Source organism: Micromonospora sp. NPDC048986, assembly GCF_040649335.1.
GTDB classification, from domain to species: domain Bacteria; phylum Actinomycetota; class Actinomycetes; order Mycobacteriales; family Micromonosporaceae; genus Micromonospora; species Micromonospora alfalfae.
The window spans coordinates 203,849-229,152 of record NZ_JBEZFJ010000003.1 but is presented as its reverse complement, the minus strand read 5'-3'; the positions used below and the strand labels follow the sequence as shown (position 1 = coordinate 229,152).

Here is a 25,304-nt window from a genome sequence, read left to right as displayed (position 1 = left end):
GCCGCCATGGCGCGGTACGACAGCCTGCTCGACGCCTGCGGGGGTACGCCGCTGGTCGGCCTGCCCCGGCTCTCCCCGACGGTGCCCGACGGAGCCCCTCCGGTGCGGCTCTGGGCCAAGCTGGAGGACCGCAACCCCACCGGCAGCATCAAGGACCGCGCGGCGCTGTTCATGGTCCGGGCGGCGGAGGAGGCTGGCCGGCTCCGCCCGGGTGACACCATCCTTGAGCCGACGAGTGGCAACACCGGCATCTCGTTGGCAATGGTGGCGAAGCTGCGCGGCTACCGGGTGGTCTGCGTGATGCCGGAGAACGTCTCCACCGAGCGGGTGCAACTGCTCCGGATGTACGGGGCCGAGATCATCTTCTCGCCGGCGGCGGGTGGTTCCAACCAGGCGGTCGCCACGGCGAAGCAGATCGCCGTCGAGCACCCGGACTGGGTGATGCTCTACCAGTACGGCAACGAGGCCAACGCGCGGGCGCACTACGAGACGACCGGGCCGGAGCTGCTGCACGACCTGCCCAGCATCACGCACTTCGTGGCCGGGCTGGGCACCACCGGCACCCTGATGGGCACCGGGCGTTACCTGCGGGAAAAGGTCGAGGGCATCCACATCGTGGCCGCCGAGCCGCGCTACGGCGAGTTGGTCTACGGCCTGCGCAACATCGACGAGGGGTACGTTCCGGAGCTCTACGACGCCTCGGTGCTCTCCCGGCGGTTCTCGGTGGGCACCCGGGACGCGGTGTTGCGCACCCGCCAGTTGGTGGAGGTGGAGGGCATCTTCGCCGGGTTCTCCACCGGTGCGATCCTGCACGCCGCGCTGGCGGTGGCGCACGAGGCGGTGCGCGACGGCCGGCGGGCCGATGTGGCCTTCGTGGTCTGTGACGGCGGGTGGAAGTACCTGTCCACCGGCGCGTACGGCGGCACGCTCGCCGATGCCGAGGACGCCCTGGAGGGGCAGCTCTGGGCCTGACCGATCCGATCTGCCGATTACGGGCCGTCGACATTCGTCGACGGCCCGTGCGCTTCCCGGCGGACCGCGAGCGGGTGTCACGTTCGTGACAACTTCCGTTGGATGATTCTTGCTGCCGGGTGCGCCAGCGTAGGCTGCGCAGCGTGGCGTACGCGTCGGTAGAGATCATGGCCGGGACCGTCACCGGCGCGGGTGCTACTGATAGTGACAGCGAGACCACTCGATGCGACTGACAGTTCTGGGAAGCGCCGGCAGTTTCCCTGGCCCCGAGTCGCCCTGCTCGGCTTACCTCGTCGAGGCCGACGGCTTCCGGCTCCTGGTCGACTTCGGCTCGGGGTCGCTGTCCAGCCTCCAGCGCTACGCGGGGTTGCACGCCCCGGACGCCATCCTGCTGACCCATCTGCACTGTGACCACATGTTCGACGCCGTGCTGTACGTGGTGGTGCGCCGCTACGCCCCGGACGGCCCCTACCCGGCGCTGCCGGTGTACGCGCCCGCCGGCGCGCCGGACCGGCTCAGCGCCGCGTACGGCGACGACGGCTCGGTGGAGGACGTGTACCAGTTCTACGCGCTGCAGCCGGGCACCTTTCCGATCGGCCCATTCGCCGTCACCGTCGACCGGGTCAACCATCCGGTCGAGACGTACGGTGTGCGGCTGGAGCACGACGGCCGTTCGCTGTGCTACTCGTCGGACACCGCGCCCTGTGAGGCGCTGCTGCGGCTGGCCCAGAACGCCGACGTGTTCCTCTGCGAGGCCAGTTACCTCGACGGCATGGACAACCCGCCGGATCTGCACCTGACCGGTCGGGAGGCCGGCGAGGCGGCGACCAAGGCCGCTGTGGGTCGGTTGCTGCTCACCCACCTGGTGCCCGCCTGGGGCAGCGAGGCGCACACGTTGGAGTCGGCCGCTTCCGCGTACACCGGTCCGCTTGAGGTGGTCCGGCCCGGCGCCAGCTACGACGTCTGACGCAGCACGCCCGGTTCGCGAGGCCGGGCCACCGTCGCCGGTTGCCCGGTGTGCACGGCGCGGGCGTTCCCCGGGGCACCGCGGGCGAGGTGGATCGCCGCACCGCATAGGGTGCAGGCATGGCGCGACCTGACGGGCGAGGGCCCTCTCAACTTCGACCGGTGACAGTGACCCGAGGCTGGAGCACCCATCCGGAGGGCTCGGTGCTCGTCGAGTTCGGCGGCACCCGGGTGCTCTGCACGGCGAGCGTCACCGAGGGGGTGCCTCGCTGGCGCAAGGGCTCCGGGCTCGGCTGGGTGACCGCCGAGTACGCGATGCTGCCCCGGGCCACGAACACCCGTTCCGACCGGGAAAGCGTCAAGGGTCGGGTCGGTGGCCGTACCCACGAGATCTCCCGGTTGATCGGCCGTAGCCTGCGGGCCAGCATCGACCTGAAGGCGCTCGGCGAGAATTCGATAGTGCTCGACTGCGACGTGCTCCAGGCCGACGGCGGCACCCGCACGGCCGCGATCACCGGCGCGTACGTCGCGTTGCACGACGCGGTGGGCTGGCTTGCCGCCCGCAAGTCGTTGGCTGGTAAGCCGGAGAAGGTGATGCACCGCTCGGTGGCGGCGGTCAGCGTGGGGATCATCGCCGGGGAGGCCCGGCTCGACCTCTGCTACGAGGAGGACGTCGCCGCCGAGGTCGACATGAACGTGGTCTGCACCGGCACTGGCGACTTCGTCGAGGTGCAGGGCACCGGCGAGGCGGGCGTGTTCGCCCGCGACCAGCTCGACGCCCTGCTCGACCTGGCCGTCGCCGGCTGCGCCGAGTTGGCCGAAGCCCAGCGGAAGGCTCTCGCGTGAGCACGAGGAAGCCTGCGAGCCCCGCAGTCGCGAACAAAGGTGTCTCAGCATGAACAAGGTCCTGCTCGCCACCCGTAACCGCAAGAAGCTGGTCGAGCTACAGCGGATTCTGGACGGCGCGCTCGGCGCGCACCGGATCGCCCTGCTCGGGCTGGACGACGTCGAGCAGTACGCCGAGCTGCCGGAGACCGGCCTGACCTTCGGCGAGAACGCGCTGATCAAGGCGCGGGAGGGCTGCCGGCAGAGCGGGCTGCCGACCATCGCTGACGACTCCGGGCTCGCTGTCGACGCGCTCAACGGCATGCCGGGGGTGTTCAGCGCCCGCTGGTCCGGCCAGCACGGCGACGACCGGGCCAACCTTCAGTTGGTGCTGGACCAGATCGGCGACGTTCCGGACGAGCAACGGGCCGCCTCGTTCGTCTGCACTGTGGCGTTGGTGCTGCCCGGCGGCAAGGAGCACCTCGTCGACGGCCGGCAGTCCGGGCGGGTGCTGCGGGCGCCGCGCGGTGACGGCGGGTTCGGCTACGACCCGATCTTCCTGGGCGACGGACAGGACCGGACCAACGCCGAGCTGACCCCGGCGGAGAAGGACGCCATCAGTCACCGGGGCAAGGCGTTGCGCGAGCTGGCCAAACTGATCGCCAAGGTGCTGCCGCCCGCCGCCTGACGGGCGCGAGGTGCTGCCGCCCGCCGCCTGACCCGCGGCGGACGACAGCGACCCGCCGGAGATCAGCCCAGCGGGCCGACCTCCCGTTCGATGGCGGCGCGCAACTCCGGCCCGGCGACGACGGCACGGGCCGCCTCCATCACCGGGGCGAGGAACACGTCCGGGCCGGGCTCGCCGGCTGCCGCACCGAGCGCGGCGACGGCCGCCCGGCCGGCCGGGGACGGCTCCAGCGGGGCACGTAGCTGGAGGCCGCGTACCCCGGCCAGCAGCTCCACAGCGAGCAGGCTGGTCAGGTTGTCCAGGACGGTGCGCAGCTTCTTGGCCGCCGCCCAGCCCATCGACACGTGGTCCTCCTGCATGCCGCTCGTGGGCAGCGAGTCCACCGAGGCGGGGGCGGCCAGTCGACGGTTCTCGGCGACGATCCCGGCCGCCGTGTACTGGGCGATCATCAGCCCGGAGTTGACCCCGGCGTCGGGGGAGAGGAACGCCGGCAGTTCCCGGGAGCGGGTGACGTCGAGCAGCCGGTCCACCCGCCGCTCGGCGATCGCGCCCACCTCGGCGGCGGCGATGGCGAGGAAGTCCGCGGCGAAGCCGAGCGGTGCGCCGTGGAAGTTTCCGGTCGACTCGACCCGGCCGTCCGGCAGCACCACCGGGTTGTCCACCACTGACACCAGCTCCCGCCCGGCGACGGTGCGGACGAAGTCCAGGGTGTCGCGGGCCGCGCCGGCCACCTGCGGCGCGCAGCGCATCGAGTACGCGTCCTGCACGGCGTGCGCCAGGTCGTCGCGGTGCGAGTCCATCACCCGGGAGTCCTGCAACAGGCGGTGGATGTTCGCCGCCGACGCCGCCTGACCGGGGTGTGGTCGGATCGCGTGCAGCTCGGGCAGGAACGGACGCTCCGAGCCGAGCATCGCCTCGATGGCCAGCGCTGCCGTCACGTCGGCCATGGCGAACAGGTGCGCCGCGTCGTGGATGGCCAGCAGCAGCATGCCGAGCATGCCGTCGGTACCGTTGATCAGCGCCAGCCCCTCCTTGGCGGCCAGCTCGATCGGCTTGAGCCCGGCGGCTGTCAACGCGTCGGCCGCGTCCTGCCGCTCGCCGGCGGGGCCGAGCACCCAGCCCTCGCCGAGCAGCACCAGCGCGCAGTGCGCCAGCGGCGCCAGGTCACCGGAGGCGCCCAGCGAGCCGTGCTCCGGCACCCAGGGGGTGATGTCGTGGTTGAGCAGGTCGACCAGGGCTTCCGCCACCAGCGGGCGGACCCCGGATCGGCCCAGGGCGAGGGACCGGACCCGCAGCAGCATCATGGCCCGGACCACCTCGCGCGGCATCGGGGCGCCCACCCCGGCGGCGTGCGAGCGGATCAGCGCGTGTTGCAGCTCGGCCCGTCGCTCCGGTGCGATGAAGGTGTTGGCCAACGCGCCGAACCCGGTGGAGACCCCGTAGACGGGACGGCCCGACGACTCGATGCCGTCCACGATGGCCCTGCTGGTCGCCATCGCGTCGATGGTGGCCGGGGCGAGGACGACAGTGGCGGTGCCGCGGGCCACCGCGAACACGTCGTCGGCGGAGATCCCGGTGGGCTGGATGGTCACGTGCGTCATTGCGGAACTCCGTTGCGTATTACCTGGCGGATCAGGGGGACACCGGGCCGGTAGGCAAGGTGCAGGTGTGACGGCGCGTCGAGGATGACGAGGTCGGCCCGCGCGCCGGGGGTGAGGACACCGATGTCGTCGCGGCGCAGCGCCCGCGCGCCACCGGCGGTGGCGGCCCAGACCGCCTCCGCCGGTGTCATCCGCATCTCGCGGACCGCGAGCGCGACGCAGAACGGCATCGACGAGGTGTACGACGAACCGGGGTTGCAGTCCGTCGCCAGCGCCACGGTGACACCGGCGTCGAGCAGCCGACGGGCGTCCGGGTAGGGCGAGCGGGTGGAGAACTCCGCGCCGGGCAGCAGCGTCGCCACAGTGCGGGTGCCCGAGCCGTCGCTGTGGGCGGTGTCGGCCAGCGCGGTCACGTCGGCGTCGCTCAGGTGGGTGCAGTGGTCGACGCTGGCCGCGTCCAGCTCCACGCCCAACCGCACCCCGGGGCCGGGGCCGAGCTGGTTGGCGTGCAGCCGTACGCCCAGCCCGGCGGCCCGGCCGCAGGCCAGGATGGCGCGGGCGTGGTCCACGTCGAAGGCGCCCCGCTCGCAGAACACGTCGATCCACTTCGCGTACGGAGCGGCGGCGGCCAGCATCGGCCCGCAGACCAGTCCCACGTAGTCGTCGGGGCGGTCGGCGTACTCGGCGGGCACCACGTGCGCACCCAGGAAGGTGGTCTCGGTGCTGGTCTCGGCGGCGATCCGCAGCGAGCGGGCCTCGTCGGCGACGGTCAGGCCGTACCCACTCTTGATTTCCATGGTTGTGGTGCCCTGGCGCAGCGCCTCCCCACGCAGCCGGCGCACTGTGCCGCGCAGCTCCTCGTCGGTGGCGGCCCGGGTGGCACCGACTGTGGTCCGGATGCCGCCGCCGGTGTAGGGCTGACCAGCCATCCGGGCGGCGAACTCGACGGCCCGATCCCCGGCGAAGACCAGGTGGGCGTGGCTGTCCACGAAACCGGGCAGCACGGCGGCCCCACCGGCGTCGATGTGATGGTCGGCGGCCGGCGCGTACGCGGACTGCCCGACCCAGACCACCCGGCCCTCCTCGACCAGCAGTGCGGCGTCGCGACGGATGCCGAGCGGGCCTTCGCCGGCGCCGTTGGTGACCAGCTCCCCGATGTTGTCGACAAGCAGGCTGCCGCTCATGCGGGTGTCACCGCCTCGATCGCTGACGCCAGTTCGGTCGGCACGTCGACGCTCAGGTGTCGGCCCTCGGCCACCACCACCCGGCCGTCCACCACCACCTGCTCCACATCCGCCGCGGTCGCGGCGAAGAACACCCCCACCGGCGGCACCCCGGCGGTGCGGGCGCTGTCCAGGCGTACCGTCACCAGGTCGGCGCGGGCACCCACCGCGATCCTCCCGGCGTCGGCCCAGCCCAGCGCGGCGTGCCCGGCGACGCTGGCGGCGGTCAGCAGGTCGAGCGGCGCGAAGTGACCGCGCCGGCGGGTGCGCAGCCGCTCGTCCAGCTCGACCGCCCGAGCCTCCTCGAACAGGTCGATCACGGCGTGGCTGTCGCTGCCGAGGCTCAACCGGATGCCCGCGTCGGCCATCAGCCGGGCCGGGCCGATGCCGTCGGCGAGGTCCCGCTCCGTGGTCGGACAGAGGCACACCCCGGTCCGGCTGTCGGCCAGCAGTGACAGGTCCGCGCTGGTGGGGTGGGTGGCGTGGACGGCCGTGGTGTGCGGCCCGAGCACGCCGTGCTCGTTGAGCAGCGCGGTGGGGGAGCGCCCGTGCACGGCCCGGCACTCGTCGTTCTCGGCTGGCTGCTCGGAGAGGTGCACGTGCAGCGGCGCCTGCCGCTCCCGGGCCCAGTCAGCGACAGTGCGCAGCTGATCGGCCGGGACGGCCCGCACCGAGTGCACTGCCGCGCCGACCCGGACGTGCGGGTCGGTCGGTTGCAGCGCTGCGGCCCGCTCGGCCCAGCGGCCCGCGTCACCGTCGCCGAAGCGGCGCTGCGGCCCGGCCAGGGGCCGACCGTCCACGCTGGAGGTCAGGTAGCAGGTGTCCAGCAGCGTGAGCCGGATCCCGGCGTGCGCGGCGGCCTCCACCAGCGCCGCGCCCATCGCGTTCGGGTCGTCGTACGCGCCGCCGTCCGGTCGGTGGTGCAGGTAGTGGAACTCGCCCACGCAGGTGATCCCGGCGAGCGCCATCTCGGCGTAGACGGCCCGGGCCAGCGCGAGGTAGGTGTCGGGGTCCAACCGGTCCGCGACGGCGTACATCTGGTCCCGCCAAGTCCAGAAGTCACCCCGCCCACCGTGGGTACGCCCGCGCAGCGCCCTGTGGAAGGCGTGCGAGTGCACATTGGACAGGCCCGGCAGGGTGAGGCCGGGCAGTGGCACCGCGTCGGCGTACACCTCGACCCCGGCCGGTGGCCTGCTGCCGGGGGTCAGCGGCGTCACCGCCGTGATCCGGCCGTCCTCGACCTCGATCAGCACGTCGGGGGTGGGCTCGGCGTGCTCGGGTAGCCAGGCGTACTCGGCCAGCCAGCGGGTGGTGGTCATGCCGCTCGCCTCCTTTGGAGCTGAATCGTTCGTGACATCAGCGGCGCGGTCGTGGTCGTGGTGGGGGTCGTGGTCGTGGTCGTGGTGGGGGTCGTGGTCGGGGTCGTGGTCGCGGTCGGAGTTGGGGTTCGCTGCGATTCGTTTGCGACATCAGCTCCAAAGGACGTCGACACGAGGAGTCGGTCCCCGCCGCACCTGAACAACAGCACCCGTGGATGCGACAGCACCTCGACTACCGGCATGTCAGCTCCTCCAGCACCCGGGCCAGCGCCCGCACCCCGGCGGCGCAGTCGTCGTCGGTGGCGGCCTCGGCGGGGGAGTGCGAGACACCGGTCGGGTTGCGCACGAAGAGCATCGCGGTGGGCAGGTACGCGGCGAGTACACCGGCGTCGTGCCCCGCGCCGGTCGGCAGCACCGGCGCGTCGAGCAGTGTGGCCAGGCGGTTGGCCAGCCCGCTGTCGAAGGCGACCACCGGGGTGGCCGACTCCTCGGTGACCGTCACCGTCGTACCGTCGCGACGGGCCCGCTCGGCGAGCTTGGCGCGTACCGCGTCGACGAGCCCGGTCAGCGTCTCCGGGTCGGCAGCCCGGGCGTCCAGCCAGCCGGTCACCTTCGACGGGATCGCGTTTGTGGCGTTGGGTTCGACGGCGACCCGGCCCACGGTGGCGTGCGCGCCGCGCAGCCGGGCCTCCTTGTTCGCCGCCAGCACAGTGAACGCGTAGGTCAGCATCGGGTCGCGGCGGTCGGCCATCCGGGTGGTGCCCGCGTGGTTGCCCTCGCCGACGACGTCGAAGCGCCACCGGCCGTGCGGCCAGATCGCGCTGGCCACGGCGACCGGCGCGTCGGTGTCGACGAGCGCGCGACCCTGCTCGACGTGCAACTCCACGAAGGCGCCGAACCGGCCCAGCAACTCCGGGCGGGCGCCCGCCGGCCGGTCACCGAGCGCCTCGGCGAAGCTCACCCCGGCCGCGTCGCGCAGGCCGGCTGCGCGTTCGGCAGACAGCGCCCCGGTGAGCAGCCGCGAGCCCAGACACGGTACGCCGAAGCGCGCCCCTTCCTCCTCGACGAAGGCACCCAGCACCAGCGGCCGGCAGGGGGTGACGCCCGCTGCGCGCAGCTCGTCCACGGCGAGGAACGCGCTCACGATGCCGAGCGGCCCGTCGTACGCCCCGCCGTGCGGCACCGAGTCGAAGTGGCTGCCGGTGAGCACCGCGTCGGACGCCTCCGGGTCACCCCAGTGGGCGAAGAGGTTGCCGTTGCCGTCCTCGGTGACCGGCATGGCACGGCGCTCGGCCTGCGCCCGGAACCAGGCGCGCAGCTCCCGCTCCGGCTCGGTCAACGCGTACCGCAGGTAGCCGCCGCTGTCGGCGTCCCGTCCGACCGGCGCGATCTCGTCCCACAGCGCCCGGAACCGGGCGGAAAGGTCGCCGCTCACGCGGGTCCGCCCTCGGTCATGGGAACCCGGACGCCGGTGCGGTCGGCGACCTCGCGGGCGCTCTCGTAGCCGGCGTCGACGTGCCGGATGACGCCCATCGCCGGGTCGTTGGTGAGCACCCGCTCGATCTTCTGACCGGCGAGGGCGGTGCCGTCGGCCACACACACCTGCCCGGCGTGGATCGACCGGCCGATGCCCACCCCGCCGCCGTGGTGAATGGACACCCAGGAAGCCCCGCTGGCCGTGTTGACCAGGGCGTTGAGCAGCGGCCAGTCGGCGATGGCGTCGGAGCCGTCGGCCATCCCCTCGGTCTCCCGGTACGGGCTCGCGACGCTGCCGGTGTCCAGGTGGTCCCGGCCGATCACCACCGGGGCGGAGAGTTCGCCGGAGGCGACCATGTCGTTGAACCGCACGCCCGCCCTGTCCCGTTCGCCCTGACCGAGCCAGCAGATCCGGGCCGGCAGGCCCTGGAAGGCGACCCGCTCACCGGCCAGCTTGATCCAACGGGCCAGCGACTCGTTCTCCGGGAACAGGTCGAGGATGGCCCGGTCGGTGGCCGCGATGTCGGCCGGGTCGCCGGAGAGCGCCGCCCACCGGAACGGACCCCTGCCCTCACAGAACAACGGCCGGATGTACGCGGGCACGAAGCCCGGGAAGTCGAAGGCGCGCTGATAGCCGCCGAGCTGCGCCTCACCGCGGATCGAGTTGCCGTAGTCGAACACCTCGGCGCCCGCGTCGAGGAAGCCGACCATCGCCTCGACGTGCGTCGCCATCGACGCGCGCGCCCGGTCGGTGAACTCGGCCGGCTTCGCGGCGGCGTAGTCCCGGGCCTCGGCCAGTTCCACCCCCACCGGCAGGTACGCCAGTGGGTCGTGCGCGCTGGTCTGGTCGGTCACGACGTCGATCTCGACGCCCCGGTTCAGCAACTTCGGGAAGACCTCGGCGGCGTTGCCGACCACGCCCACGCTCAGCGCCCGGCGCTCCCGCTTCGCGGCGCGGACCCGAGCGATCGCGTCGTCCAGGGAGTCCGCGACCTCATCCAGGTAGCGGTCGTGCACCCGACGGTCGAGCCGGGTGCGGTCCACGTCCACGATCAGGCAGACGCCGCCGTTCATCGTGACAGCGAGCGGCTGCGCGCCGCCCATCCCACCGCAGCCGGCGGTCAGCGTCAGTGTGCCCGCGAGCGTCCCCGCGAACCGCTTCGCGGCCACCGCCGCGAACGTCTCGTAGGTGCCCTGGAGGATGCCCTGGGTGCCGATGTAGATCCACGAACCGGCGGTCATCTGCCCGTACATGGTCAGACCGAGCTGTTCGAGGCGGCGGAACTCCGGCCAGGTCGCCCAGTCGCCGACCAGGTTGGAGTTGGCCAGCAGCACCCGGGGCGCCCACTCGTGGGTGCGCATCACCCCGACCGGGCGGCCCGACTGCACCAGCATCGTCTCGTCCTCACGCAGGTCGGTCAGCGTGCGGACCAACGCGTGGTACGACGGCCAGTCCCGCGCCGCCTTACCGGTGCCGCCGTAGACCACCAGGTCGTCGGGGCGTTCGGCCACCTCAGGGTCGAGGTTGTTCATCAACATCCGCAGGGCGCCCTCCTGCTGCCACCCGCGGGTGGTGAGCTGGCTGCCCCGTGCGGCACGAATGGGCTGGGTCATCTCTGTTTCTCCTCCGGTCAACCGAGGAACAACTGTCGGCGGGCCGCGGAGGCTTCGAACGCCTCCAGTCGGCGCTGGGTGTCGGCCGGCGCGGCGTCGCAGATCGCCTGCAACAACACCATGGCCAGGGTCATCGGGGCGGTGTGCAGGTCGAAGACGAGCTGCGCGCCGACCGCGGCGGCGAGCACCACGTCGGCGTGCTCGGTGGCCGGGCTGACCGGTGAGTCGGTGATCGCCACCACTGTCAGCCCGGCGTGGCGGGCGTCGCGCAGCGCGTCGAGGGTTTCCCGGGGGTAGCGGGGGAGCACGAAGGCCAGGACGGCGGACGCCCCGGCCTCGGCAGCCTGCTCCAGGCGGTCGGTGAGCAGGCTGCCGCCGTCGTCGAGGACCCGTACGTCCGGGTGCACCTTCGCCGCGAAGTAGGCGAAGTACGCGGCCAGCGGCGCGGCGGCGCGCAGGCCGAGCACCGGCAGTGGGCGACTCTCGGCGAGCAACCGCCCCGTCTCGGCGATCCGGTCCCGGTCGGCGAGCTGACCGGCCAGTCGGTCGAGGTTGCCCATCTCCGCGCGTACCGCCTGCTGGAGTTCGTTGCCGGCGTCCGTCGACCCGCCCGGAGCCGAGCCGGTGAGGTCCCGCAGCCGGCGGCGCAGCGCCGGGTAGCCGTCGTGGCCGAGCGCGACGGCGAACCGGGTGACCGACGGCTGACTCACGCCGGCCAGTTCGGCGACCTCGGCGGCGGACAGGTACGCCACGCCGGGGGCGTGCTGCACCAGGCAGTGCGCGATTCGACGCTGGGTGGGGGTGAGCCGCACCCCCTGGAACAGGTCGAGCACCCGGTCAGCGGGTGCCGCGACAGCTCCTTCATTCATGAGCTGACTCTATGCATAGAAACTTTCATAGACAACCACCTCGGCTCACCCCCGCCCCCCGTTCAGCCGGCGCGACTCGTACCATGCGGGCGGCCAGCGTGATCAGGATCGCGTCACCGAGAAGGAGCGCTGTGGTCGCAGTCGAGGACGCCCCGCCCATTCGTGCCTCTCGTCCGGCCCCTCCTCGACGCGTCCGGGCGACGGTAGGGGAGACGGTGCCGGTCATCGCCCTGCTCGGCGTCTTCTTCGTGGCCAACGACATCCGGTCGTGGCTGACAGCCCAGTACTGGGGCGACGAGGCGTGGGTCGCGCTCTCGGTCCGCTTCCCCCTCACCGACCTGCCGGTGACGACCTCGTCGAGCCCGATCGGGTGGAGTTTCCTGCTCAGGCTGGTCCCGGACATCGACCACCTCCGGGTCGTACCCCTGGGTTTCCAACTGCTGGCAGTTGTCGCTGCCTACCTGCTGGGCCGCTCGTTGGCGTCCGAACGCGCCCAGGGCATCCTCATCGGCATCGTCACCGGGCTCACCGTCCTGCTCCTGCCGGTCCAGCAGACCCGCCACGACCTGAAGCAGTACACAGCGGACGCCGCAGTGGCCGTCTGCCTGCTCACCCTGGCCACCTGGACGGAACGCTCCTGGTCTCGGCGACGGCTCGCTGTGGTGGTGGCCGCGGTGGGCCTGGGCATGCTGATCAGTCACACCACCGCCATCGTCTCGGTCTGCGTACTCGGCGGCCTGCTGCTCTCCGTCGCCGTGCGCCGGCAATGGGCGAGGACGGTCGAGGCGACAGTCGCCGGCCTGGTCGCCGGCGCGCTCGTCGCCGCCGTCTACTTCGGAGTGTCAGCCAGGGGCAACAGCGACGCCATGCGGGACTACTGGGACGCCTTCCTGCCGAGCATCTCCGAGCTGCCCGCACACCTCTCGCGGCAGATCAAGGCCCTGTCGCCGATGCTCGGCGCACCCGTGCCGATCCTCGCCGTACTGCTCGTGCTCGGCGTCCTCACGCTGTTCCGCCGTGGACACGCCGCCCCGGCGATCGCCGTTCTCCTGCTGCCGGTGGCGGCCATCGGGCTGGGTGTCGCGGGGATCTACCCCCTGCTCGACCCGCGCACCTCCCACTTCCTGATCGTGGTGACGGGTCTGGTGGCCGGCATCGGCATCGTCGGTCTGGCCGACCTGGCCGTCGTCCTGGTTCGCCGCGGGCTCCCCCGGCTACCACAGGGCGTGGTGGCCGCGGTGACCTGCGCCGTCCTGCTCGCCAGCTTCGCCGCCGTCAACCACCGCTGGTACCGCCTGGACGGCGACGAACCCGGGGTATGGCGGGCACACCAGGCCATCACCGACATCGGATCGTCGACCCGCTACGTCGCGGCGCACAAGGGACCACACGATCTCGTCGTCGTCAGCGGGCCCGCCTGGTTCGGGTTCGCGCTCTACTCCGACCAGGATCCGCTGAAGCTGGTCGCGCCGGTCACCGGCACCGTCGGTTGGACAGTCACCATGCCCACCCGCGCCGATGTGATCCTCCCGAAAGCCGCCGATGCGCCGTCCATCAAAGACGCCCTCGACGGGATCCTCGCCCGGGCTGCGAAACAGCCGCCCGGCACCCGGGTCTGGCTGGTCCGCGCGTACACCCACCCGAGTGAGCCGGTGTGGCAGGCGGCGCTCGCCGACTATCGCGTGCAACGCGTCACGTCCGGGCCGGAGCCGGTGGTCGTGATCAGCAAATGGTGACAGCGGCGACGAGTTGACGGGTGACCGCCGGGCGACTGACTGTGGCACCTGTCGGTACCATGCGCCTGGCGGTCGAGCGGAGGAGTTGGCATGCAGCCGGAAGGCCCCTACAGGTTCACCCACTTGCTGGGCGGTTCGCCGGTGGGCAAGGCCTGGGCCGCCATCGACGAGCAGGGCCGGTTCGTGAGCGTGGCAGTGCTGGACGCGACGGTTGCCGCCGCCCCCGGCTGGCGGGAGGCGTTCGCCGAGGTCGCCAACGCGCTCGCCCAGTCACCCGACGGACCCCCGATCACGTACGCCGACTTCTCGGCCGCCGCGCCCTGGGTGGCGTACGCCGCCGAGGCCGGACCCGCCCCGGAGAAGCTGTTCCGCGCGCTCGGCGTGGATTACCAACCGGTGCCCGCCGCCCCCCGCCCCGTCTCCGCCCCTCCCCAGCCGGTGTCCGGTGTGCCGCAACCCGTGTCCGGTGTGCCGCAACCCGTGTCCGGTGTGCCGCAACCCGTGTCCGGTGTGCCGCAACCCGTGTCGGGTGCGCCGCAGCCGGTCGTCGACATGCCGCATGCCCCGTGGGCGGTGCAGTCGGCAGCGATCCCGAACCAGCCGCCTGCCCATCCCGTCTCGGCCGCGCCGGCGTCGAGCGCACCCGCCTCGCCCGCCGGGCCGGCCGGCCACGACGTCGCCCCGACGCCGGCCACAGTGTCGGGCCCACCGGCCGACGTGCCACAGTTCGACCCCTACGCCGCCCCCGTACGGCGGATCAAGCCCTCGGCACCGCCCAAGCGGCGTACCGGCCTGTGGGCCGGTGTGGCCGCGCTGGCCCTGGTGGCAGTGGTCGGTGGCGGGGCCGGCATCTACGCCCTCAGCTCGGATGAGCCCGGCGAGCCGGATCCCCCGCCGACCGCCGGCTCCACCGGCTTTCCGGCCGCGACCCCGCTCGCCCCCGGCCTCAAGCCCTGGGCGCAGGCCGCGCTGCGCAGCCCCGAGGAGCGGGCACTTGCCGTTGCCGGCCCGTCCATGGTCTTCGTGGAGGTCATGTTCACCGGGTACGTCCGCAACAAGGCCGATGGCGCCCTGCTGAACAAGGCACCGGTGACCTTCAGCCGGCGCTGTAGTGGGGTGGTCGTCCAACACGAGGGGCACGTCCTCACCAACAGCCAGTGCGTGCAGCCCACCCCTGACGTCCTGGTCGGGAGCGCCCTGAACTCCGTGGCCAACCGACTCGTCGCCGAGGGCAGCCTCCAGGCCAAGGACATCAGCACCTACACCCGCAGCCGGGTGAACACCTCGGTCCTGACCGGCGCGAACGCCGCCGATCAGCCGGAGTCCCGGCTGTACGGGCAACTCAACATCGCCAAGGGCGAGGTGACTGACAGCCCGGCGATTCCCGGCACCGTCGTCCGGGCCCTCCCGATCGAGGCGGGGAACGTCGCCCTGGTCAAGCTGGAGCAGAAGAACCTGCCCACTGCGGAGCTGAACACGTCGGCCAGCGTCAGCCCGGAGACCTCACTGCTCGTCCTGGGCTACGGCACCAGCGACACCAGTTTCCGCGCCGCGACCTACACGGTGCTGTCCAAGACCGTGACAGTGACCGGGATCGACACCTCGACACCGGTGAACCCGTTCCGGATCAATGAGGATCTCGGGCTCTATTCGCGGGGCGGGATCGCCATCGACCCGAGCGGACGGGTCGTCGGGATGCTCGACAACGACGTGCTGCGGCCCGACAAGGCGAACCGGCTCGTCGTGCCGGTCTCCACCATGACCGCCCTACTCCAGGCCGGCGGCGTCACCAACGCGCTCGGCAAGGCCGACAACCAGTACCGCAGCGGCCTCGACGCGTACTTCGCCGGAGACGAGTCGACAGCCATCGCCCGGTTCGACGAGGCCGCGCGAAACTCCCCGGCCAATCTGCTGGCCCAGTCGTATCGACAGGCGGCCGTCGACAGCCGGGGGCCAGACGATTCGGGCGGGTCGAGCTGGGCCGTGCCGGTGATCGCCGCGGCCGGAGGCGCGCTCGCGGTGGCCATCGTGGTGGCGGTGGCGATGCTCCTGGCGCGACGGCGCAACAGCCGTTTCTAGTGGGTCTGGGCGGCGCCCGGCCGAGACGCCACGCCGCTGGCGGCCCGCGCGGAACCGCCGATCCGGGTGCCGGTCAACCACGGGCCCAGCGGCGTGCTGATGACGATCCACGCGAACGCCCAAGGGACCACGAGCGCGGCGACCAGGTCGACCACCCCACCGGAGCGGGGTGTCTTCAGCACCCACAGGATGCCCGCGTGACTGAGCACGACGGCGATGCCGCAGCCGGCCAGTCGACTGATCACCCGCGACGCCCGCACGCTGACACGCGGGTCGAGTTCCTCAGCGAGCCGGATGAGACCGACGCTGATCAGGATCGCGGTCAGCACCCCCAGCACCGGCGAGCCGAAGTCGCCGGCCTTGAGGTCCAGATCCCGGTTGAGGCCGAGCAGCACGAAGCCGACGCCGATCGAGAGTGACGCCGCACCGGCGCTGGCCGGAAGGCGCGGGCGGAGCCGCCGCAGCAGCCGCCCGGCCAGCACGAAGACCAGGCACGCCGGGACCAGGAAGAGCCCGAGCGGGCCGGCGGTGACAACGCTGGGCGCGAGGTACGCCGTGACCAGGCCGATCACCGCGACCGTCCAGGCGACAGCGGCGGGGAACCGCTCCAGCCACCGGAACGCGACAGAGGCGATGAAGAGCACCGAGACGAACCAGAAGGCGGAGAACGGTCGGACCGCGGCCGTGCCGCCGTAGAGCGCGTCACCGATGGTCCCCGGTGCCACCTGGCCTGTCACGGCGTCCGCGGCGAGCAGCGCCGCGACCAGGATGAGGAACCAGACCACGTAGGGCACGCCCAGGGTCGTCCACCGCTTGCGCAGTTCCCCACCGAGCGGTCGACCGGGCGACCAGAAGTAGCCGGTCAGGACGAAGAACACGGGAACGTGCCAGGTGTAGATGGACGCGCGGGTCAAGCTGTCGCTCCAGACGTGGCCCGCGACAACCGCGGCGATCCCGACAATCCGGAGGAGGTCGACACCGGCGGAGCGGTTACCCGCCGCCGTTGTCGTGCTCGTTGCGGCCATGGCCGGCATCATTTCAGACAGCGGGACCGACCTACGCCCCGGATCGGCACCGGTTCGGCCGTAGGTCGTGCCGGCGTCGTCGGGCACGGCGCATCGCCTAATCTGGGGCACGACACGCTGCCCACACCGTGGAGGTTCTCCGGGTGTCTCCTCCCCACCCTCCGTGGGCCCGCCTCCGATCGGTGCCCCGACCGGCCTGGATCGGCTTCGGGGTGGTCGTCCTGCTGCTGGCGGCCGTCCCCGTGCTCGGCTGGTGGCCGACGAGGACCGGCGCACCGGACGCGGCCTGGTCGGCGGCCGACGTGGACACTCCGCCGCCCGTCGCGCCCATAGACGGCACCGCCTGCGCCGCGAACGCGCACGGTATGGCCGGCTTCACCCCGGTCAGCGCCCTCGACCTGCCCGAGCGGAACGACCCCAAGCGGCCCATGGCTCTCTCGTTCGACCGGGCCGGCGTGGTGGCCGGCGGGTTCGACCGGATCGGCTACTGCCTGGAGTTGACCGGCCCCACCGGTACGCAGTGGGTGTGGACCGCCATGTCGCCGTTCACCACCGATGCTCGACGCCTCGGCCTGCCGACCCGGGCCGGTCAGATCGTCAGGCAACGGATCGCCGATCTGGAGGTCGCCACCAACGCGCCGGGCCTGGCCACCGGCACCGGTCTCACCGGCTATCTGGAGATGTGGCCGAACAAGTACGGGCCGGCCAGCTCCGGCCAGATCGCCGGTGCCGCCGCCGACCGGTACGACGCCGACGACGACGTGTACTCGTCGATCGGGTACGGCTCCTTCCAGGTGCACACGGTCGCGGCCACCCGCCCGGCGCCCGCCCCCCCGCAGACGGTTCTCGCGGTCAACGGCTTCACCTCGACCGACCAGCCGCTGTCAGTGGGCATCGGGACCGCCCCCACCGGTCAGCCCGACTGGACGAGCGCCGGTAATGCCGGCACGTACACCCAACGTCGGCTGACCACCTACGCCCGCGCGTCGGTGCTCACCGTCAGCCAGCACCCCCGGGACCGGCAGCTGTACCCCCGGGACGCGACCGGCGGCGCTGTCGTGCCGGTGGCGGGAAGGACTACCGACCCGCGGGTCCGCGCCGTCCGACTCAAGGTCGTCAGCGGAGCTGACGGCTGGGACGAGACGGTGCCCGTCGGGGCTCGCGGCGAGTTCGCCTTTCGGCAGCGGATCACCGCCGCGCTTCGGGAGTACCGATTCGAGTTGCACGTGCTCGGCGACGGCGTTGCCCGACGGGCGGCCCTGTGGGAGGGCGTGGTGTCCGGCGACGTGTACGTCATCCAGGGCCAGTCCAACGCGGTGGCGGCCAGTCAGCGGGGCTCGTCGATCGGTGAGGAGTCCCCGTACGTCCGCAGTTTCGGCTCGACCACAGGCGACCGGGTCCTCTCCGGCGCGGACCGCACCTGGAACTACGCCGTCTCGGGTACGGTCCGGCAGCCCGGCTCGGTCGGCCAGTGGGGGATCCGCGCGGCCCACCGACTCATGGACACCTACCAGGTGCCGGTGGCCGTGATCAACGGCGCGGAGAGCAGCAAGGTCGTGTCGTTCTTCCAACGCAACGACGGCAACCCCGGTGACCTGCGCACCAACTACGGCCGCCTGCGGCAACGACTCACCGCCGCCAGCGTCATCGGCGAGGTCCGGGCGGTGTTCTGGTACCAGGGCGAGGCCGACAACAACGACGCCGCCGGGCACGTCGCCGGGGTCACCGCGCTGTTGACCGACTGGCGGCGGGAGGTCGGCTTCCGGACCGACGGCGGCACCCGGTACTACGTCGTCCAGGTCGGCAGCTCACCGTGCGGAAACACCTCCGGCGGCCCGCTGCGTGAGGCCCAGCGACGGATGGCCGACACCCTGAAGGTGACTGTGCTGTCGACCACCGCCCTGTCGGGCCGGGAGGGTTGCCACTTCGCCTGGGAACAGGGCTACCGGGAGTTGGGCGACCAGGCGTTCGCCGTCTTGGCCCGCGACATCCACCGTGGCCCCGGCGAGGGGGTGGCGGCCCCGAACCCTCGGTCGGCCGCCTTCACCGACGCTCGGCGTACCCAGGTGGTGGTTCAGCTCCGTAGCGTCGACCCACTGACCGTCCGGGCCGGTGCGGGCACCGACTTCACGATCGACGGCAGCACCGCCACCGTCACCGGCGTCGAGTACCGCGAGGGAGGGCGGCTCGTGCTGAGCCTTTCCGGCCCGGCCGACGGCGCAAACCGGTTGAGTTACCGGGGCGATGCCGGGCCCTGGTGTGTGAACGCCGCCGGGGCCGGCCTGCTGGCCTTCCAGGGGCTTCCGATAGCCGGCGGGTAGTCCGCCCAGCAACGGCCCGGTCGAGCGCCGGGGACTGCGAGGGCTGGCTTGCGCTTCGCGGGTTCAGTTGAGGGCGGCGGCCCGGCTGTCCTGCCGGCCGATGAGTCGCCGGAGCCCGGCCAGGGGTGCCGGTCGGTCCGCCAGGTCCACCGGCCCCGGCGCCGGAGTGCGCGCGGGGGGAGCGGACACCGAAGTGGTGAGAGCCAGCAGCACGACGATCCAGGTCAGCCCGTCCACCGACAGTGGGTTCCAGACGACCTCGGTGAACGAGTAGACGATCAGAAGCACGAGGGGCGCCTTGGCGGTGAACGCCTGCCCGTCTTCGACGCCCCGGTGCATCAGGGTGGCCGCCCAGAGGCCGAACAGGGTCAGTGCGACAAGCCCGCCGGAGAAGATGACCAGGACGTACCCGGAGTGGAAGAAGTGGGTGGGTGCCGCTCCGATGTCCTGCAGGTGGAACCACTTCGAGACGCCGACCCCGACGGCCTCCCGACCGCTGAGGTACTCGCGGGCGGCGACCCAGATGTTGCCCCTGTTGCTCAGCGTGGTCTTCGACGCGCTCCAGGTCAGGTACGTGGCAGCTGTCAGTGCGGCGATGACGAACGCGACGCAGATCGCGAAGGGGATCTGCAGGCTCGGCCGCAGGCGCTGCACGAGCAGCGCGGCCAGCACCCAGGCGCATACCGCCCCGACGGCCAGGTAGCTGGTGCGGGAGCCGGTGGCGACGATCACCAGCAGGCAGAACGACGTCGTCACCAGCAACTCATTGCGGCGCATCGCGCAGAACGCGGCCACCAGGGTGAACGACGCGAGCATCGCCACGTAGTTCTCGGAGTTGTAGAAGCTCTTGAACAGCGCCCCGGCCACCGAGCACTTCTCCAGCTTCCCGCCGGTACAGAGTCGCCACGACTGCTCGTACACGGCGGTCGGGATGGTCAGCAGCGCCAGGACCGCCAGCCCGGTGTAGGCCATCGTCCGGACACTCACCGCGGTGCGCGCAGCCATCAACCAGATGGCGAGCAGCAGCAGCGCTGCCGCCCCGTACGCCGGCAGCCGCGAACCGTAGAACCCGCCACCGGTGAGGGCGTCGACGCCGGCAGACCACACCAGCAGCGCCCCGGCCATCGCGATCGAGATCCGCAGCCACACGTCGGATGGTCCGCGCAGCACCGCCCGGCCGGACAACACCAGCCAGGCCAGCAGGGCGATCAGCAGCACGCCGATGAGCACCGAGCTCTTGTCGCCGGCGACCGCTGGCGCCGCGTTGGTGAGCACGGCGAACCCGACCAGGGCGACAGCTGTCGCACTGTCGCCGAAGGAGGCGGCGATGTTGCGCCGGATTCGGATCAACCACAGGGCTACCGCGACGCCACCGACGGTCAGTAGGACACCGAAGATGGTGGTCACGTCAGACCCTTTCTCGGTCAGCTGCCGATGCCGCCTCGGCGTCGGCGTCGCGGGGCGGGTCGCGTCGCAGGGCAGCGACGAGGCACCCCCACAGCAGGACGGCGAGCAGAGCGTCGCACACCAGACTCGACACGACCGCACCCTGCCACCCGTACGCCGGAATCAGCCAGACGTTCAGGCCGGCGTTGACCACGCCGACCGCGATCTGGGCTACCGTCCGGCGTCCCTGCATCCGGGCACCGGACAGGGTATCGGCGGCGAGGTAGTGGATCGCCTTCAGTACCAGCAGCGCGCTCAGGCCCTGCAGGGCAAGGGTCGCGGCCTCGTATTCGGCACCGAAGACCACCGGCATCATCCAGGCGAACGCGACGAGGAGGAGGGATGCCGGCACGCTGAACGCCAGGTAGCGCGGCAGCAGCTTGCGGGTGAGCCGCAGGGCGGCTCGAGGTCCGTTTCGCCCGGCCTCGAAGAAGTTGGGGTACGCGACAGCCGCCATCGACCTGGCGGGCGTGTACGCGAAGTCGACGACGCGGTACGCCGCGGCGTAGATGGCCGCGCTCTCCGTGGTCCCCAGCTTGGAGAGCATCACCTTGTCGAGATCGTTGTACACGGTCTGAGCGGACAGACCCACGGCGAACAGCATGCCGGTACGCGCCTGCGCCAACGATCCCCGGACTTCCAGCGGAGTCCGACCTGCCCCTCGTAGGCCACCCAGGACCACTGCCACGCACACCACCGATGACAGCAGCACCGAGGTCACGGCCCACGCGTGTAGGGTGACCGGTCCGGCCGCCGCGGCCAGCGCGATGACTCCGGCCAACCGGGCGACCTGCAGCAACGCGGGAATGACGGAGGCGAGCAGGATCCGGCCCCGGGCCTGGACCGAGGCAGCCACCGCCTCGATGAGGCGCCAGGCCACCAGATCGGCGAAGGCCAGACAGAAGAGGTCGATCAGGCTCGCCTGGGCACCCCAGATCAGCGCGCCCGCCGCAGCGACAAGCACTGTGGCACCAGCGCCGAACACCACCGACAACATCAGCCCTCGGGCCAGGTGCCGGGCCCACTCGGCGGGCGCGTCGGCGTGACTCTGGAAGATCAGGCTCGGTGCCCCGGCCGACGCGAACGGCGAGATGACCGCCACCAGGGCCGTGATGCCGACGAAGAGGCCGTACGTGTCGATGGGCATTTCCCGCGCCAGCAGCACGAAGAGCGCTCCCTGGGCGAGAGTCCGCAGCAGGGTTCCCACGAAGAATCTGCCGGACTTGCGCAGGAAGGCGTCTCCCCGGCGAGGCGCCCGGTGCCGTGGTGATGCGCTGCGGTCCGGCTCGCCCACGAGGTCGACCGCTCCTTGGGCGAGGGTCATCGTCGTACCGCCTCCACCCATTGTCGGCTGATTCCGGCCGGATCGAAGGCGACCGAGCGGGCGTGCCAGGCCTTCTCGAACTCGACGGGCCCGGGCCGGCCGAAACCCGTCAGGTGCCTGATCGCCTCGGCGAGGGCGGTCGAGGTCGGGGCCGTCGTCAGCACGCCCGGCACCAGGTCCGGCACCATCTCGTCGACGGCGGACACCGGCATCGCGGCGACCGGCAGTCCCACTTCGGCTGCCTCCACGAGGCTGAAACCGAAGGTCTCCGCCAGCGACGGGTGAACGAGCAGGTCGGCGTCGGCCAGCAACCCGTGGACGTCGGGGATCCGGCCGAGGAAGGTCACCCGGTCCGCCAGGCCGCGCTCGCGCGCCCGGGTCTGCAGCAGTGTCCGCTCCTCGCCGTCTCCGGCAAGCGTCAGGTGGTAGGCGGTGGGTAGCTCCGCGAGCGCGTCGATCGCGCACAGGTGGTTCTTCAGGGGGCGGAGCGCGCCGGTGGTGACCAGCCGGATCCGCGCCGGGTCGGCGATTGGCCGGGGCGGGACGAACGGCGCGGTCGGCACCGGATTGGGGATCGTGACGACGCGTGACCCGGAGTGGAGATCGCGCACCGTCCGGGCCACCCCGTCGGACACGGCCACGACCAGCCGCGGCCGGAGAGCACCGAACCCGGACGCGCGGGCGAGCATCCGCACCCGACGGTCGGCCCGCATCCGCTCGGGCAGCAGCGAGTGCTCCCAGGCGATGAACGTCCGAGATGAGCCAGCCAGAGCCGCCCCGACGGGCACGCTGCCCCACAAACCGCTGGCGACGACCTCCACGTCCGGCGGCAGGCTCCGCAACCGGCGGCGCAGCGGGGGGACAGCTTCCACCAGGCGGGTGAGCCGCGACCCGAGGTCCAGGGTGTCGACACGGAGATCGTCGAGTCCCTGCGGGACTCCCCGGGACAGGACGGTCGCGGACACCTCCACGCCGTGGCGTGCGAGCCCACGCATCACCAGGACCGCAGCCCGCTCCATGCCGTAGTACGGCTCGAGCTGCGGCAGTACGAAGTGCAGACGCATCAGTGTGGCCGTTCGGTATCAAGCGGTCGAGTGGGGCTGCTGGGGGCCTTCGACTTGCGCATGGCGACCCGTTCCAGGGTCGACCGGGGTACCAGCCCGAGCGCCGCCAGCACCGCGTTCCGGGCGGACGGAGGCGAGTTGCGGCGGATCGCCCGCACCATCTCCCGTACGCCCTCCCGGTCTCGGGCCTGGAGAGCGTAGCGGAGGGTCTGGGCCGCGATGAAGTCCGAGAAGGTCCCCGGCGCCCACACTCCCTCCCAACGCTGGGCCCAGTGCCACGAGGTACGCCAGTCGGCGCCGGCCGAGATCGACCCGGGGCTGCCCACCGTGTAGACGGCCGTCGCCTCCTCCACCTGGACGATCTTCACCCGGGGCAGCCGGGCGACCCGGACCAGCCAGTCCCAGTCCTGGTGTCGGGGGAGCGTCTCGTCCCAGCGGCACTCGGTTGCCAATTCGTACGTGGTCAGGAGCGTCGACGTGGGCAGCGACTGCCGGCCGATGCCGAGGTGACGGCGGCGGAACAGGTAGTCCTCCGGCAGCATGCCGTCGGGGATCACCTCGGCCGGGGCCGGTGCCGGCAGCGGCTCGGCGCCGTCCTTGCGTTGCAGGATCCGGGATGACACGACGGGGCGGAACCCGGCCGCCGCGACCCGCTCGAGCGCGGGCACCTGTGCCGCCAGCTTCGTCGGCAGCCAGGTGTCGTCGTCGTCGAGGAACGCGACGTGGCTGCCCGGGATGGCGTGGGTGACTCCGAGGTTGCGGGCGTACGACCCGCGCCGGCCGCCGCCGGTGCAGACCACCCGGTCGATGTGCTGCCCCAGGTTCCGCACTGTCTGCGGCACCTCCGGGGTGTCACAGACGACCACGATGTGCACGGATGCGCCCTGCTGGGATCGGGCGGAGAGCACCGCGTCGGCGATGCTGGGGCGGCCCGTGGTGGGGATCACGACGGATACGTTCGGCATTGCGTTCTCCATGCGTTGGGGGTACGACCGGCACACGGCCGCCGGGCACGGCCGTTGGCCGTACCCGGCGGTGTGCCGGTGCGTGGGCGGATCAGCGGCCGCCGGCGCGGAACACCTCGGTCACCGTACGGAGCACCACCTTGACGTCGAGCCAGAGGGACCAGTTCTCGATGTAGAAGTTGTCGAAGCGGGCCCGGTCGGAGATCGGGGTGTCGCCGCGCAACCCGCTGACCTGCGCCAAGCCGGTGAGCCCGACCGGGACGCGGTGGCGCATCGCGTACTGGGGGTATTCGGCCGAGAACTTCTCGACGAAGTAGGGGCGCTCGGGTCGGGGGCCGACCACGCTCATGTCGCCACGGAGGATGTTCCAGAGCTGCGGAAGCTCGTCGAGGGAGGTCCTGCGCATGATCCGACCGATCGGCCCAACCCGCCGGTCGTTGGCGATGGACCAGTTGGTCTGCGACTCGTGCTCGTCGACGGGGCGCATGGACCGGAACTTGATGATGTTGAAAGGTCTCCCGTGCCGACCGATTCGCTCCTGGTAGAAGAAGATGCCGGGGCCGCCGTCGATGAGCGTGGCGACAGCGCAGATGAGGAGCACCGGGCTCAGCAGGAGCAGCGCCACCGAGGCGAACGCGATGTCCGACGCGCGCTTGAGCGCGGACTGCGGGCCGGAGAGGGTGATGTCGCCGATGCTGACGACCGGTACCGCGCCGATGTGGTCGCCGTGCGAACGGGACCCCCAGAGGGGGGTGGCCGCCCACAGGTCGCACTCTGCGGTCCGTGGCCGGGCCAGGATCTCCATCAGTGAGGTCTCGGAGCAGTTCGCGTCCGCGACGATCACCACGTCGCACTCGCGCAGCCGTACCAGGCTGTCGAGGTCGTCGAGGGACCCGATCAGCGGCAGCGCCGACGGGCCGTCCGGGGTGTCGACACAACCCACGAAGCGCAGGCCGTACTGGGGGTAGCGGCGCAGGAGCCGGGCGAGTTCCACGGCGGTGGGGCCGCTGCCGACGATGATGGTGTTGTGCTCGACCCACCGGCGCTTGCGGGCGACGATGGCGAATTCGCGGGTGACAGCCCGCCCGAGGATGACCAGCCCCGCCGAGGCGGCGACACCCCGGGTGAAGCTGAAGACGTACTCGGCGGACTCGTGACGCATCGCCGCGACGATGGCGACAGCGGACGCCGCTGCCAGCAGGCGCCCGCAGAGGCTCGGCACCTCGTCGAGGAAGCTCACGTGACGTCGTGCCCGGTAGAGGCCGCCGCTGGCGAAGACGATCACGGTCAGGACCGTCATGGCCAGCGTCCCGCGCCAGTACTGCTGAGTGACCAGCAGCGGCGTCAGCAGTGCCAGAACGTCGACCGGCGCCGTCATCATCCAGGCCCGCAGCCACCGGGTCCGGGTCGAGGCACGTGAGCCGGCGTACGGCAGGACGGCGGTCGTGTCCAGGCCGGCGCGAGGCTCGTGCTCCACAGGCGCGGGCGCGGGTGCCGGCGGGGCCGAGCGCCGGTCGGCGGGCGACGGCACGGCCGGCGTCTGGTGACCCGAAGTCTGGTGACCGGGAGGCTGGTAACCGGAAGTCTGGTAACCGGGAGGCTGGTAGCTGGCCGGCTGGTAGCCGGGGAACTGGTAGGCGGGAGGGCGACTCCCGCCGCGGCTCCCCTCGTCGTCCCCCTCACCGTCGCCCTGGGCATCGGTGGCGTTGCCGTCGCGGTCATCGGGCGGTGCCGGCCGGTGCCACATGGCGGGCTGGTTGGACATCATGGACCTCCCCGTGAGGGCCGGCT

Annotated in this window: 19 protein-coding genes; 7 read left to right on the top strand and 12 right to left on the bottom strand. The window is 71.9% G+C overall.

Annotated features, from left to right (window positions below; genetic code table 11):
• The first annotated feature begins 6 nt into the window (after nt 1–6).
• From AB0B94_RS08915 to rdgB, 4 genes are all read left to right on the top strand, one after another.
• Nucleotides 7–972, top strand: a complete 966-nt coding sequence (locus AB0B94_RS08915; protein WP_357270400.1) for a pyridoxal-phosphate dependent enzyme — start codon at nt 7–9, stop codon at nt 970–972.
• Between the two features lie 223 nt (nt 973–1,195).
• Nucleotides 1,196–1,939: an MBL fold metallo-hydrolase gene (locus AB0B94_RS08910; protein ID WP_030331266.1), complete on the top strand. Its 744-nt coding sequence runs from the start codon at nt 1,196–1,198 to the stop codon at nt 1,937–1,939.
• 119 nt (nt 1,940–2,058) lie between these two features.
• Nucleotides 2,059–2,784, top strand: a complete 726-nt coding sequence (gene rph / locus AB0B94_RS08905) for a ribonuclease PH (RefSeq protein ID WP_238666472.1) — start codon at nt 2,059–2,061, stop codon at nt 2,782–2,784.
• 49 nt (nt 2,785–2,833) lie between these two features.
• A complete protein-coding gene (rdgB, locus tag AB0B94_RS08900) occupies nt 2,834–3,451 on the top strand; it encodes an RdgB/HAM1 family non-canonical purine NTP pyrophosphatase (RefSeq protein WP_357270395.1) in 618 nt (205 codons plus the stop codon).
• Between the two features lie 62 nt (nt 3,452–3,513).
• Here rdgB and hutH read toward each other — a convergent pair whose 3' ends face one another.
• The 6 genes from hutH to AB0B94_RS08870 form a co-directional block, all read right to left on the bottom strand.
• Nucleotides 3,514–5,052, bottom strand: a complete 1,539-nt coding sequence (gene hutH / locus AB0B94_RS08895) for a histidine ammonia-lyase (protein ID WP_357270392.1) — start codon at nt 5,050–5,052, stop codon at nt 3,514–3,516.
• Entirely contained in the window at nt 5,049–6,236 is a 1,188-nt protein-coding gene (gene hutI / locus AB0B94_RS08890) for an imidazolonepropionase (protein ID WP_357270389.1), read from the bottom strand. The genes hutH and hutI overlap by 4 nt, the downstream gene beginning before the upstream one ends.
• Entirely contained in the window at nt 6,233–7,594 is a 1,362-nt protein-coding gene (locus tag AB0B94_RS08885; protein ID WP_357270386.1) for a formimidoylglutamate deiminase, read from the bottom strand. Before AB0B94_RS08885 ends, hutI begins: the two co-directional genes overlap by 4 nt.
• Before the next feature lie 232 nt (nt 7,595–7,826).
• Entirely contained in the window at nt 7,827–9,029 is a 1,203-nt protein-coding gene (locus tag AB0B94_RS08880) for an allantoate amidohydrolase (protein ID WP_357270383.1), read from the bottom strand.
• Complete coding sequence (gene hutU, locus AB0B94_RS08875; protein WP_357270380.1) at nt 9,026–10,684, bottom strand: urocanate hydratase; 1,659 nt, start codon at nt 10,682–10,684, stop codon at nt 9,026–9,028. Before hutU ends, AB0B94_RS08880 begins: the two co-directional genes overlap by 4 nt.
• 17 nt (nt 10,685–10,701) lie before the next feature.
• Nucleotides 10,702–11,553 carry a MurR/RpiR family transcriptional regulator gene (locus AB0B94_RS08870; RefSeq protein ID WP_357270377.1) on the bottom strand — a complete coding sequence of 284 codons (852 nt, stop codon included), beginning with the start codon at nt 11,551–11,553 and terminating at the stop codon, nt 10,702–10,704.
• Nucleotides 11,554–11,768: 215 nt separating this feature from the next.
• On the opposite strand from AB0B94_RS08870, the gene AB0B94_RS08865 reads away from it, so the two are divergent.
• The gene (locus tag AB0B94_RS08865) at nt 11,769–13,289 is read left to right on the top strand and encodes a DUF6541 family protein (protein WP_357270374.1); all 1,521 of its coding nucleotides are present in this window, start codon (nt 11,769–11,771) and stop codon (nt 13,287–13,289) included.
• Between the two features lie 90 nt (nt 13,290–13,379).
• Nucleotides 13,380–15,368, top strand: a complete 1,989-nt coding sequence (locus AB0B94_RS08860; RefSeq protein ID WP_357270372.1) for a trypsin-like peptidase domain-containing protein — start codon at nt 13,380–13,382, stop codon at nt 15,366–15,368.
• On the opposite strand, the gene AB0B94_RS08855 is transcribed toward AB0B94_RS08860, so the two are convergent.
• A complete protein-coding gene (locus AB0B94_RS08855) occupies nt 15,365–16,393 on the bottom strand; it encodes an acyltransferase (protein ID WP_357270369.1) in 1,029 nt (342 codons plus the stop codon). The genes AB0B94_RS08860 and AB0B94_RS08855 overlap by 4 nt on opposite strands.
• 182 nt (nt 16,394–16,575) lie before the next feature.
• On the opposite strand from AB0B94_RS08855, the gene AB0B94_RS08850 reads away from it, so the two are divergent.
• Nucleotides 16,576–18,714, top strand: coding sequence for a sialate O-acetylesterase (locus AB0B94_RS08850; RefSeq protein WP_357270366.1), 2,139 nt, complete (start codon nt 16,576–16,578; stop codon nt 18,712–18,714).
• 63 nt (nt 18,715–18,777) lie between these two features.
• Here AB0B94_RS08850 and AB0B94_RS08845 read toward each other — a convergent pair whose 3' ends face one another.
• From AB0B94_RS08845 to AB0B94_RS08825, 5 genes are all read right to left on the bottom strand, one after another.
• Nucleotides 18,778–20,121, bottom strand: a complete 1,344-nt coding sequence (locus AB0B94_RS08845) for an O-antigen ligase family protein (RefSeq protein WP_357270363.1) — start codon at nt 20,119–20,121, stop codon at nt 18,778–18,780.
• 1 nt (nt 20,122) lies between these two features.
• Nucleotides 20,123–21,484: a polysaccharide biosynthesis C-terminal domain-containing protein gene (locus AB0B94_RS08840; RefSeq protein WP_357270360.1), complete on the bottom strand. Its 1,362-nt coding sequence runs from the start codon at nt 21,482–21,484 to the stop codon at nt 20,123–20,125.
• On the bottom strand, nt 21,481–22,548 hold the full coding sequence (locus AB0B94_RS08835; RefSeq protein ID WP_357270358.1) for a glycosyltransferase: 1,068 nt from the start codon (nt 22,546–22,548) through the stop codon (nt 21,481–21,483). The genes AB0B94_RS08840 and AB0B94_RS08835 overlap by 4 nt, the downstream gene beginning before the upstream one ends.
• On the bottom strand, nt 22,548–23,513 hold the full coding sequence (locus AB0B94_RS08830; RefSeq protein WP_238666457.1) for a glycosyltransferase family A protein: 966 nt from the start codon (nt 23,511–23,513) through the stop codon (nt 22,548–22,550). Before AB0B94_RS08830 ends, AB0B94_RS08835 begins: the two co-directional genes overlap by 1 nt.
• 91 nt (nt 23,514–23,604) lie before the next feature.
• Nucleotides 23,605–25,278: a sugar transferase gene (locus tag AB0B94_RS08825; RefSeq protein WP_357270354.1), complete on the bottom strand. Its 1,674-nt coding sequence runs from the start codon at nt 25,276–25,278 to the stop codon at nt 23,605–23,607.
• Nucleotides 25,279–25,304 lie beyond the last annotated feature (26 nt).

What these genes read in the sequence shown, in the direction of transcription:
- AB0B94_RS08915 (WP_357270400.1), top strand. Translation starts at nt 7, where the DNA reads ATGGCGCGGTACGACAGCCTGCTCGACGCCTGCGGGGGTACGCCGCTG.
- AB0B94_RS08910 (WP_030331266.1), top strand. Translation starts at nt 1,196, where the DNA reads ATGCGACTGACAGTTCTGGGAAGCGCCGGCAGTTTCCCTGGCCCCGAG.
- rph (WP_238666472.1), top strand. Translation starts at nt 2,059, where the DNA reads ATGGCGCGACCTGACGGGCGAGGGCCCTCTCAACTTCGACCGGTGACA.
- rdgB (WP_357270395.1), top strand. Translation starts at nt 2,834, where the DNA reads ATGAACAAGGTCCTGCTCGCCACCCGTAACCGCAAGAAGCTGGTCGAG.
- hutH (WP_357270392.1), bottom strand. Translation starts at nt 5,052, where the DNA reads ATGACGCACGTGACCATCCAGCCCACCGGGATCTCCGCCGACGACGTG.
- hutI (WP_357270389.1), bottom strand. Translation starts at nt 6,236, where the DNA reads ATGAGCGGCAGCCTGCTTGTCGACAACATCGGGGAGCTGGTCACCAAC.
- AB0B94_RS08885 (WP_357270386.1), bottom strand. Translation starts at nt 7,594, where the DNA reads ATGACCACCACCCGCTGGCTGGCCGAGTACGCCTGGCTACCCGAGCAC.
- hutU (WP_357270380.1), bottom strand. Translation starts at nt 10,684, where the DNA reads ATGACCCAGCCCATTCGTGCCGCACGGGGCAGCCAGCTCACCACCCGC.
- AB0B94_RS08870 (WP_357270377.1), bottom strand. Translation starts at nt 11,553, where the DNA reads ATGAATGAAGGAGCTGTCGCGGCACCCGCTGACCGGGTGCTCGACCTG.
- AB0B94_RS08860 (WP_357270372.1), top strand. Translation starts at nt 13,380, where the DNA reads ATGCAGCCGGAAGGCCCCTACAGGTTCACCCACTTGCTGGGCGGTTCG.
- AB0B94_RS08855 (WP_357270369.1), bottom strand. Translation starts at nt 16,393, where the DNA reads ATGGCCGCAACGAGCACGACAACGGCGGCGGGTAACCGCTCCGCCGGT.
- AB0B94_RS08840 (WP_357270360.1), bottom strand. Translation starts at nt 21,484, where the DNA reads ATGACCCTCGCCCAAGGAGCGGTCGACCTCGTGGGCGAGCCGGACCGC.
- AB0B94_RS08835 (WP_357270358.1), bottom strand. Translation starts at nt 22,548, where the DNA reads ATGCGTCTGCACTTCGTACTGCCGCAGCTCGAGCCGTACTACGGCATG.
- AB0B94_RS08830 (WP_238666457.1), bottom strand. Translation starts at nt 23,513, where the DNA reads ATGCCGAACGTATCCGTCGTGATCCCCACCACGGGCCGCCCCAGCATC.
- AB0B94_RS08825 (WP_357270354.1), bottom strand. Translation starts at nt 25,278, where the DNA reads ATGTCCAACCAGCCCGCCATGTGGCACCGGCCGGCACCGCCCGATGAC.